The sequence below is a fragment of the Roseiconus lacunae genome (assembly GCF_008312935.1).
GTDB classification, from domain to species: Bacteria; Planctomycetota; Planctomycetia; order Pirellulales; family Pirellulaceae; genus Stieleria; species Stieleria lacunae.
In genome coordinates this window covers 266,439-277,285 of record NZ_VSZO01000015.1, presented here as the reverse complement: position 1 = coordinate 277,285, position 10,847 = coordinate 266,439, and the positions used below count along the sequence as shown (strand labels likewise).

General features: G+C 51.1%; 7 protein-coding genes. 5 read left to right on the top strand and 2 right to left on the bottom strand.

What is annotated here, in order from left to right:
• The first annotated feature begins 159 nt into the window (after positions 1 to 159).
• Positions 160 to 1,953 (top strand): P-loop ATPase, Sll1717 family, encoded by a 1,794-nt coding sequence (locus FYC48_RS20500; RefSeq protein ID WP_160149664.1) that lies wholly within the window; start codon positions 160 to 162, stop codon positions 1,951 to 1,953.
• 132 nt (positions 1,954 to 2,085) lie between these two features.
• On the opposite strand, the gene FYC48_RS20495 is transcribed toward FYC48_RS20500, so the two are convergent.
• Both FYC48_RS20495 and FYC48_RS20490 read right to left on the bottom strand, forming a co-directional pair.
• Positions 2,086 to 3,009, bottom strand: coding sequence for a site-specific integrase (locus FYC48_RS20495; RefSeq protein ID WP_160149663.1), 924 nt, complete (start codon positions 3,007 to 3,009; stop codon positions 2,086 to 2,088).
• A gap of 608 nt (positions 3,010 to 3,617) precedes the next feature.
• A complete protein-coding gene (locus FYC48_RS20490; RefSeq protein WP_160149662.1) occupies positions 3,618 to 4,082 on the bottom strand; it encodes a hypothetical protein in 465 nt (154 codons plus the stop codon).
• Between the two features lie 136 nt (positions 4,083 to 4,218).
• Between FYC48_RS20490 and FYC48_RS20485 the strand changes: the two genes are divergently transcribed.
• The 4 genes from FYC48_RS20485 (at position 4,219) to FYC48_RS20475 (ending at position 10,795) form a co-directional block, all read left to right on the top strand.
• The gene (locus FYC48_RS20485; protein WP_149498655.1) at positions 4,219 to 5,205 is read left to right on the top strand and encodes an HNH endonuclease; all 987 of its coding nucleotides are present in this window, start codon (positions 4,219 to 4,221) and stop codon (positions 5,203 to 5,205) included.
• A gap of 328 nt (positions 5,206 to 5,533) precedes the next feature.
• Positions 5,534 to 5,680, top strand: coding sequence for a hypothetical protein (locus FYC48_RS27905; RefSeq protein WP_160149661.1), 147 nt, complete (start codon positions 5,534 to 5,536; stop codon positions 5,678 to 5,680).
• 192 nt (positions 5,681 to 5,872) lie between these two features.
• Positions 5,873 to 6,184: a trypco2 family protein gene (locus FYC48_RS20480; protein WP_149498654.1), complete on the top strand. Its 312-nt coding sequence runs from the start codon at positions 5,873 to 5,875 to the stop codon at positions 6,182 to 6,184.
• A 15-nt stretch (positions 6,185 to 6,199) separates the two neighbouring features.
• Complete coding sequence (locus tag FYC48_RS20475; protein WP_149498653.1) at positions 6,200 to 10,795, top strand: NACHT domain-containing protein; 4,596 nt, start codon at positions 6,200 to 6,202, stop codon at positions 10,793 to 10,795.
• Positions 10,796 to 10,847: the final 52 nt, after the last annotated feature.

The following is a 10,847-nucleotide window of genomic DNA, read 5'->3' as shown; positions in this document are numbered from 1 at the left end:
TTGTGCCCGCGTTGGGCCGTTGAAGGGTGATAGTTTCAACAGGATACGCCGCCTTTTTTCATTCAATCAAGAACACGACTTTCGATCATATCTCTCAGTTTCCATCTGGAGAACAAGTCTCGTAGCCACATTCGGATCGTCCCCGAGGTAGTGTGTCCGATGTTTATGGAGGTTAGCATTCTGACTCTAGCGAAAGAGAACTCTCGCGTTTTCACTTCCCTGGTGGCTTCATTCGAGTATGCGATTTGCTGCCGCATTTTGAGCAGCTGGATTGAACAGGGGTTAATCGATGACTACGAGGTTCCAAAGACTGTTTCTAAAGAACTAGACAATGGAGAGTTCGATTTCGATGATGGATTGCTCGCTTTTTTCGACGACTTGATTGCCGCGATTGAACAAAGGGATGAGCGACGTTGGAGAAAAATCTCTAAACGCAAGAAAGAGGTGTACTCGTTTTTGGAGTCGAAATGCGAGACTAAACGCCAGGAGTTTACAATCCTTATCGATAGTATTGACGATTCTTGGGACGGAACAGATGAAGCCGTACTTTTCTTAAGAGCACTTATGCATGCTTGCGTCGAATTAAATGCTAATTCGAGAGCTGCTAGACCGTATCTATTTTTACGTGAGAACATGTTTGATCGCGTTCGCGAAACTGAAACCGAATTCGCTAGGCTCGAAACGTGGGTTGAGTCTCTGGAGTGGAGCAACCCTAGCCTTTTAGCCATGATCGAAAAACGTCTCAACAGGCCTTTGAATACCAAGTTGCCAATCGACGGGACTACCTGGAACCACTTTTTTGAGAAGATTGAAGACGAGCCGTCATGGAAAAAAGTGTTTAGCTTTTGCCAGACAAAGCCGAGGGATGTGCTAGCATATTCGGAATTCGCGATCGAGTTAGCTCAACATAGAAATAATACGCGAGTCAAGATAGAGGATCTCCAGGAAGCCCGCAGGCGATTTGCCGATAATCGGTTAAAGGACTTGGCCGATGAATACTCCGAAAACTTCCCACGTCTCGACTACATCTTGAACTTGTTTTTCGGTCTCGGCGACAAGTATACGATCAATGGACTTGTCTCACTTATTGCGAAAATAGTTGCAGACCCAAAAGTTGGTCATTTGTGCCCCTGGTTCTTCGATTTCGCGACACCAGAACGATTTGCCGAGCTGCTGTATCGGATTGGATTCGCCGGGCTCCTAAACGAAGGAAAGTTAATGTCTCGATCGATGGGATCGTCGGGATCGAAAGTTCCTGAAGTGACATCTTCAACACTTGTCTGTGTTCACGAGACCTTTTCGTTAGCCTTAGGCCTTCAAGAGCTAGTCATCGATAGGTTAGAGGATGAATTTTCACTCAAGCAAACCGGGATTATTACTGACGTGCCCGGAGGAGTTTCGTTTGACGAGTATGTCCGCAGCCTGGATGAAGCCAAGCATAAACTTGAACTAGTTCAGCCCGGCGACGATCACTGCGAGGACTTCGAAGAAGTTGTTGGTGAAATTCTAAAGCTCTGCTTCTTCAGATGGTTAGGAAATCCAGAGCCCAAATGTCGTAACCACAGCGGGCGCGTAATTCGAGATTGGCTTACATCGAACATCGCACGCGGCGGATTCTGGGAAGCGATGCGGCAAAGATACAACGCACTAAGTGTCTTGTGGGAGTGCAAGAACTATGAAAAACTCGCTCCAAGTGATTTTCTTCAAACAGCAGGGTATCTTACCCCAGAGCTCGGTGGACTCGGAATAATCGCCTTCCGTGGTGATCGATCAGAGAAGAAGCACTACTTCGAGCATATCCAGAGAGCCTCACACCAAAAACAAGGGAACTGTATCATTCTCCTGGTAAACGACCAAGACCTGAAGACTTTCGTCCGACAGTCAATTCAGGGGCGATACACAGACAATCACATTCGTGCGATTTATGACGAGGTCGTACGTCATATTTCATGATATCGAACATCGCACGAGAGACTCCGGTTCCATCGCCCAGCTGGTCAGTCACTTGCGAACTTCTGACTGCAGCACGGACACTCGCAGTCGATCCCGCGCAGCGCCCCCGTAAATGCAGAGGCTGAGGAACCTTCATGATTGCCTTGAACGCGAGTGGATCGCGGTCAGCGTAGTGTCTTTACGTGACTTCACCGACGGAATGCCCAATAATTTCGATCGACGACTCTGGCATGTGCTCGTCGTAGTAGGTAGAGCAGGTTTTCCGCAGATCCTTGACGCCCCCGGGCGTTCTTCGCCCGTTTCAACATCTTGTCTTGGCTTGACACCCGCCAAATGGCACAAAAACTGGAACTGCTGATTAGGTCGTGATGTGCCAGCATGGAACACACCACAATCAACGTCGATCGTTTCCGTCCGAATGTTCTTCAAGTGCGTATGCACAACGCAGTTCATTGGCCGATAGAACTGCTTTTGCATCTTGACTCTGCGATAGTACAGCCAGCCATATCGAGAATCCTTGCCCTGGCCATTCGGCGGTTCTGGCCTCCAGGTCACATGTCGCCACAAGATCGGTTCATGGAATCCAGCACATTTGAAAACCGTCCCGGTATCGACGCCGTAGCTGAAGAATACTACAAGCGCCGCTCGCCGGTGGTGGCCAACAGTTGCAGGTTGCTTCCAACCGCGAGGTCTCGGCAATTGGTACGTGGCGAAATACAGGGCGTTCAGATCGGACTTGGTAAGGTAGTGACGACCGGCAACATCGCGTTGCTGTTTTGGTCTCGGAAATCTGGGTAGCTTTTCAATGAAATCCTGCTCCCATGCCCACGAGAGGATAGCCTTGAGATGTTCTCTTGCTTTGTTTGCAGTTCTGCCAGGGTTCGTCCCTCCACTCTCGACAGCGTTCGTGTAAACCTGATCCAGAAATTCCCGAATATGGGTTCGGTCGATTCTGTCAATGTCGACGTGACGGTCCCAGGCAATCCATTTGGTGACCGTAGAACGGTATTCTTTTTGCGTCCCCCGTGAAAGGTTTTTCGCTTCAAGGTACTTCACGACAACGGATTCGAGGCTGCTAGACATGGTGACAACTCCTGGCCGTCGACCAATTGCTTCCTTGCAGGCTCCTTCACTGGCCGATAGCTGGCTGGAAATGGCTTCTTGCTAGGCTTCGTGCCGCTCACGAGACAGACGAAGCAGATGAGGATCTTCACACTTCCCCAAAAATAGCCCAAAATTCCTGCAAACTAAGCCGCAAGATCCACGTGCAAGTCGCGCTGGACGATGCAACCTCGGCGTGATCTGACTCCAGCCAACATGCATCGGTGTGCCGTCAGATGCTTTCGGGTGTCAACCGCCAGAACATTCCCTTGATCACTGGATAAGAGCGGCGGCGTGCCTTCGTTTGGAACGTGCAAAATCCTACGCTCGCAAACGCGATTCTGCTTCAGTCCGCGCCGAACGAGTCAAGCGAATACATTTGGCCATTTACTAGCAAGCGAATTTAACGAGAGGTTCCAGACCCAAACACGTACTACCTAACCACGTTGATTGTATCCCCGCCTTATCTAAGCAGGTTGACGGCAAAGGGAAACTGCGTGACTTTTGGTTGGTGAGAAATGTGCCCGCAAACCGATTGCCAGAACACACATTTAATAGGCGGTTCACGAGCCGTTGCCCGGGATGCAGAGGTGAAACAGCAACGTGTCACGGATGCGAGTCTCAGCATATTCAGCGTTCGCACACTTTGGACACGCTGAGTTTTGTTGCTCGTGAAGCTCAACAACTTCCAAAAAACTGCTGCCGCATATCTTGCAACTGTATAGACGTAATTCACCGACGCGAGGATCACCGATCTCGATGTCATCGATGAAGAACTTAATCGGTGAAGGCGCGCGAGATAAGAGCTCAGCCCTTTCCTTGTAAATGATCACGTCCTTGTACGAATCACCCTCACATTTGGGACATTTCCCGCCCTCGGTCGCCAGATCATCGGCTAGCTCGACGTGTTGGTGTTCACACTTTCGGCAGAGCACAAGGACAAGTTGACCCGAACGTATCTCGGCGTCGTTCGGTGCATCGGCAGCAAATACGCGAATATGTCTCATATGAATAAGTATCAGCGACATCCACCTATACGTAAACCCTCGTCGGTGCTTTCGCCAAAAGGTGTCTCGCCGCTTGATGGCCAAACGTCTGCTAGACGAACCTCAATGACCAACCCGGACTCTGTTAACATATCGAGATTCGTTCTTAGGAGCAAAGATGAGCGTACAAGAAGACCACGAGCGGCGCGAGGCGTATTTCACGTCACGCTACCTGAAGATTGCCGAGCATTGGTTCCACAACAACAATCGTGTCGAGCTTCGCGACCACGAAACGGAGGTCAACCGCCTGTGCCGCTTCTGTGGTCGTGGTAGACCGGAGGTCCAGTTCAGGAAACTCGCACACGCCGTTTCCGACTTCCTCGGTAACCGATCGATAATCTCGATGAACGAATGCGACGAGTGCAACGTGTTCTTCGGCGATGGCTGCGAAGATCACCTTAGTAAGGCCACGATGCTGCACCGCACTCTCGCTGGTATCCCTCGGAAACACGGTGTCGAGTCGACGTTTAAGGACCGAATGCACGACGAAAAGCTCCGTATCGACTCGAAACCAGGTGCGGTGAACATTCGTGTCCCCGAGCCAAACTCAGTCAACGACCTTGTCGTCGACGGCGAGTTGCCTGAGACAATTCCGCTGCGCGGCGACCTACGCTCGCAACCGCACTCTCCGATCGAAGCCGCTAGGGCGCTCGTCAAGTTTGCGTGTTCGATCTGCCCGAAGGGCGAGTTGAGCCAGATCCAGTGTGCCATCGAATGGGTACGTGGCGGCCGAGAGGTTCGATTCTCACAATTCCCGGTCGGTTTCGCATTCACGCCGGGGGCCGAGGCGATAGGAGAAAAGGCGAGTCACGTCATGCTGCTCCTCCGGCGAGACGATGGCCCAGAGCCATACCTGTGGTTCCTCGTTCAGTTTCGGAACTTCCGCTTCCAGATCCCATTACCGTTCTGCCCTGCCGACGACGGCGTTGCACGGTCAAGAATGGAGCATTTCCAGTCGCTATTCCCGCCGTCTTGGCCTCGTGGTGAGACGACTTTCCGGTGGCTCAACTGGTCAGGAACTGAGAAAGTTCGGACCTCGTGGAACGTTTCGCACCACTGCGTAGAGTCGATTTCCATCACTCGGCCAGCGGATCGAGTGTCGTGAAAGTCATCACGAGGGTTTGGTGAGCGAGTTAGCGCGAGAACTATGGCGAAACAGAATGCTTTGATAACGCATCGTGCGCGGTTCACGCATGAAACTCGTTTCGGCTGGACAATTCGCTGTTTCGAGCAGATGGGTAGATTGCGAGCGGGGAAATCGACCGAAGCGGTCCAGGACTGAATATGCGTCGGTGCCGTTGACCTACCTCGATTTCGGCCTGAGCTGAGAGCTGGCGATCGATGCAATCGACGCGAGGACCAGGCATCGTCAACGCGCATCGGTGTCTTGATCTTAGAATCAACAACAACTCTTAACACCTGAGATCTTAAGCATGGAGATCGACGACGCGGAGGGGTCGCGTTCGCTGGGGCAAGTTGATCGAATTCTGGAGAAAGCAGATGCGGCTGATACTAATCGCCGACTCGCCAAGCACCAAAAGGACGAAGAAGACATGAAAGAGTCGGTTTGCCAGCCATGAATGGACGGCTCGAGTTGTTCCGACAAATGGCAACCGTGATGGAGTAATCGCCATCGTTTCACGGCGAGACATACAGCACGAACTAAATTCCATTACGATAGAAATTCGCCTCGTAGCCTGAGACGCTCAGAATTGGTAGAAAAGGACAGAGAAATTTTTGATCAGGGCCCGTATCTGCACGTGAGGTTATCCATGTCGAACATTGAACTGTCAGACATGATTGTAGGACTGAGAAAAGAAATCCAGGAAGCGCAAATCAAAGCGGAAAGTGAGTCGCTGCGATTTCGGATCGAGAGTGTTGACGTGGAGGCTCAAGTTGCGGTCTCTATTGAAGCCGGGGTTGAGGGCAGCGCGAAATGGAAGTTCTGGATTCTAAGCGAAGCCGAAGGTAAACTCGATGCAGGGGTCTCAGAAGAGAATTTGCAAACGATACGTCTCCGTCTAATTCCTGTCCTAGATGGTGGACCGATAGAGGTTGCTCGAATAGGCCACAAGCCAGATTAATCAGGCCCGTTTGGAATGGAGAAGAAAGACCTAATCGTTCAACTGTTTGTGCCCAAGTGTGCCGATAACGGACGGATAGGCACCGCATACCCTGTCGCGAAGAATGTCTTGCTGACCGCAGCTCACGTTGTTGGCGATCAACCAGGGACCAGCGTTGAGGCACGATGGTGGCATCAAGAGAACCCTGAATGGATAACTTGCGGAGAGATCCTTTGGGACGGGCGTATTCAGTCGCCCAGCTTCGATGTCGTACTTCTCCACTGTGATTTTCCGAGGCGCGTTTCCAGCAATTGGGGGCTCTTAATAAATGCTCCACCGAGAGACAATTTGATATGGGCTGGCGAGGGTTTTCCTTTAGTGGGCGGCAAAGCGACCAATGCCGTGCCATTGCAAGGAAGCATGCACTCGATGGGGAACTCGTCAAAGTACTTTCATCTCTCCGTGACCGCAGGTGCCGAAATCGACGAAGGATGGCTAGGGGCGTCCGGGAGTCCCGTCTTTCTGGATGACTATATTATCGGTGTCATCGTACGTGCACCTCGCAACTTCAGTGCCGCTCGATTCGAGGCCGTTCCTTCCTTCAAACTCCTCGAGAATCGTCAGTTTCGAGCACATGTCAACTTCTTTGAGCCTGAGGCGTGCCAAGAGCTTGCCAGGGATTTTGCTCATCCGTATGGGCAGCCTTCGCGACAAGGTTTGGTTGAGAGTGGGAAGCGACTACTGCACACATCAAGGCCCGCATCGGATCAGCTGTTCGCAGATTCAAACGCGTTGGTTGGTTATCTGACACGTGTTAGAAATCGAATGAACTGCGTCCCTTGGCCTTGGTTACAAGATAACGACAGCAATGTATTCTTTCAGAACCTGCATGTACAAGTGCGAGTCAGCGATCAGCCTCGCGATGTTGAGGCAGTTAGTGACGACAAAATCGAATTTGGAGCTCCACTGCGTAAAGAAGCAGAGCTGCGCGACTACGCAAGCAATTCGGATGAGAGCCGTTTTTCAACTTTCCCCCAAACTTGGTCCTCATTACGCTCTCGAATCGGCGAGGCGGTGGTGCTTGGAGACCCTGGTTCTGGCAAGACAACACTGTCGCGATACGAGGCTTGGCTCGTCGCGGGCGAGCAATTGACTCGGATTCAAGATGACCCTAGCTCCGTCCTGAATGCTGAAATCCCAATATATTTGAGACTCGCCGACATCGCCAAGGCGTTGCACAACGATCCCACGATTGACCGCGCAACGTTGATCAGGAATTTGGTCACAAGCGACGTCACGGGCTTTAGCTGTTCCCCAGCTGAGCAGTCGATAATTGACTGCAAACTGCGCGAGCAGCAATTCTGCCTCATTTTGGACGGATTGGACGAAGTCCCATCTTACCACTACGACGACCTAATTCGCTGGCTTGACACCTGGACCACGCGAAGAACTCGTCGCATGTACATAACCTCACGCATCGTCGGCTATCGTGGCCTTCCGTCACATGTGTGTCAGAACGAACTCGAACTAGTTGCATTCTCACCTCTGGAGATTCGAAATTTTGTCGATGGCTATTTCGGTACAACTCGGGATGTCGAAACGGGAGTCCTCCTTTCTCGTTGCTTCTGGAACGACTTGGTAGCTCGTCCGCAACTTGTTGGTCTGGCGCAAACACCACTTATGCTCCAGATGATGTGTCTCGCGTATGTCAATGCCGCAGGTCCGAACCGTATGCCGAATGATCGGATCCAATTATACAAAAAATGTATTGAAGGAATGCTAGGTGGATGGCCGAATGCGCGGCGAACCAATGTTCATCAAGACCTTACGCCCCCGGAGCAGCGACTAGTTAACCTTTCGGTCAAACTGCTCGCCGAACTCGCTTGGATCCTTGGCGAGAAAGATCCCGACCATACGTTGTTTTCGCCGGTGGAGATCTTCCGTGCGCTCGAGTCCGAGCATTGTCTTTCTTTATCAAAGCGGTTGGGCTTGACTACACAACAGTGTCTCAATCATCTCACAATTGAATGCGGCGTTCTGATTCGCAACTCTCTCGGTGATGAGGCTCCATTCTCTTTTCTTCACCGTTCGTTCTACGAGTACCTTTTAGCAGTCGCGATATCAAGCCGTTCAAACTGGCTACAGCTGGCAGTCGAAAGATTCTATGACGACAGATGGAGCGAGCCACTGAGCATACTTGGATCGGTGTTGGAGACAGATGATTTACTTGAGGTCGACCGAAATCCGACTAATCGCGTTGCTCGTTACATTAATACACTTGTTGAAGAGTCGGGTAAGGACATGCTCTTGCGCCCCCTGGTTCTGCTGTGCCGCGTTGCTGAGAATGTTACCTCAATAGGAAGCTCATCACGCACGGATCTCGCAAGCATACTCTTGAACCTAATTCAAGAATCTGCAATCTCGGACGAACGACCTCTTTCCGTAGTTGCTTACGCATCACCCGCGTGGATGGCACTCGGGTTTTTGGATGCTCCACTTGGAACGCATGCATCCAAAGTGTCCGTCCAATTGATCAGTGCACTAGACACAGCCATTGGGCCAACCGCTGGCCAAAATGACGCAGTTATTTCTGCGCTCCGACGCAGTCGAAGCCTTCGACGTGTGTTGATCAATGCGTTCGATTTACCCGATGCTTCTATTCGAGAGCGCGCCGCAAAGTTGTTATTCTTGCTTCCACTGCTTTACGACGACGAATGCGAAACGCTTCAGAGCTTGATGGTGGGTGAAAGGTCAAGGAGTGTCAGGCTTTTTATCGGAGCAGCCCTGGCAAAGCACGAATGGGTGACCACTCCGGTCCTTGACGCTCTTGTGGCTAGCATGCCTTCCGATTCGACGGTCTTGCAGCATGTTGTGGGAGCTCTATCTTTAGCAGGAAGGGCGATCTCTGAATACAGCTCTGCCAGGTCAGTCAACAGTGATCACGACACGCAAATGTATTTGTTTGTGGATAACGCTCATCCGAGGTATAAGAGAGTTCTGATTCGGCTAGTTAGCTGGCTCCTAGAATCAGATGACCTGTCTTCCTGTCGTCTGATTGCGCGAGCGGTGCGAACGATTTCGATCGATGCCAATGACATACACGACATCGCGTGCAATGAGTTCGCCCATGCGATTGTGGGAGACCAGAAGGCCATCGAACGATTGACGCAAATTTCGCCGGCACTCGCTCTTCGAGTTGGGTGTTCCGTCATGCGCAGCGCCGGAGGTTTTTCATATATAGATCTGTACGGCGGCCAATGGTTGATAAGTGGAATCTCCAACGGACCGCAGCCATTTGCAATCGACGATAGGACGGTCGCCCAGCTGGCAAGTCTCTCACAGAATAAACAGAGAGCGGCGCAAGCGTTTGTCGCACAAGCGATCTCATTAGTTTCCTTCGTTGCTGAGCCTCCGACTGACGCCGCTCGTATGATGCTTTCCAGCGTTTCAGAACACGTGAGGTCGGCGATGGCGATGCAATTAGTGCGTCTTCGTGGTAGAGGTGCGCACGTAGATGACAAGATCTGGGATAGTGTTATGCATCTCCGCCAAGATTCCAGCGAAAAAGTAAGGCTTAGCATCGTAGAAACGTATCAGGCGTTCCCTTATGCATCGCAGCTAGATCCTGGCGATTTACAAGATCTGGTAAACGACGATTCACTCTTTGTTAGATCATTGTCCGTATGCTACTTAAAGCGGAGTGGTGTAGAAGTAGGATCCAAGATGGACGAAGTTGTTGCGGAACTTATTGACTGTTTTCTTCAGGAATCGCAACCGAGAGAAGGTATTTCTTATTATTCAGAATTCGATCACTTCGATTTCGCTAAATTTTTTTCTCCTGATTCCGCCGCGTGGACAGAGGAGGAGACGTTCGCGCCTGGGCAGAACGGAGCCTCGCCCAGCCGTTCCGAGTGCGTTGATCTTCTAGGTCAAGTTGCCGTGCATTCGACGCGCGCGGAACAGTTTTTGTGCGATGCACTTTGCAGCGACGATTACAGATGGATGGTCATTGAAGAGCTGGCCGCTCAAGAAAATCTACCATCATCACTTGCGAACATCATGTCGGAATATGAGCACGATCAAAATATGTATGACTTGCTTGTCGAAGAGGAAGACGACTATCGGTTTCCAACACGACCGAGCCTGGAGTTCATTGAAAACTACACGGACCGTGCCTATATGGTGAAGCAGGATCTGTACGAGAATTATCAAATGGATTACGATTCAGACGAAGGTGTAGCTCGAGCACTATTGACACACGAGCAGGGGGCAGTGCGACTGGAAGCCGTGGATTGGCTTTTGCAACGCGAACACATTTCTGATAAGACGGTGAAACAATTGTTGGTTGTTTTTGACAACGAGAATGATGCTTGGGTACGCCGCAACATGTTGGAGTTGATTCGACCGCTCAGCTTGGATCATAGTGAGTTTCTTGATTTGCTATTGGAAAGGGCGAGACATACCTCGTCGGTAGATGAAGTGTTTGAGCATCTGCGAACAGTATTCTATGCAATTCAGGACCCTCTCGAACCTGGGCACCTGTGTTCAGCACTCAGGGATTTGCATTCTAGTACAACGAAGCGTTTGAACGAGCTTGCCTGGTTCCCTCCCAATCCTCATCGCAAAAGTTAGACGGGGCAGCCACTACTTTTTTCGCTTGGTCTCGCCCAGTTCATTCTGTGGT

Bases quoted from the DNA above. Each gene is read 5' to 3' on its own strand.
- FYC48_RS20490 (WP_160149662.1), bottom strand. From the start codon at position 4,082: ATGTCGCTGATACTTATTCATATGAGACATATTCGCGTATTTGCTGCC.
- FYC48_RS20480 (WP_149498654.1), top strand. From the start codon at position 5,873: ATGTCGAACATTGAACTGTCAGACATGATTGTAGGACTGAGAAAAGAA.
- FYC48_RS20485 (WP_149498655.1), top strand. From the start codon at position 4,219: ATGAGCGTACAAGAAGACCACGAGCGGCGCGAGGCGTATTTCACGTCA.
- FYC48_RS27905 (WP_160149661.1), top strand. From the start codon at position 5,534: ATGGAGATCGACGACGCGGAGGGGTCGCGTTCGCTGGGGCAAGTTGAT.
- FYC48_RS20500 (WP_160149664.1), top strand. From the start codon at position 160: ATGTTTATGGAGGTTAGCATTCTGACTCTAGCGAAAGAGAACTCTCGC.
- FYC48_RS20475 (WP_149498653.1), top strand. From the start codon at position 6,200: ATGGAGAAGAAAGACCTAATCGTTCAACTGTTTGTGCCCAAGTGTGCC.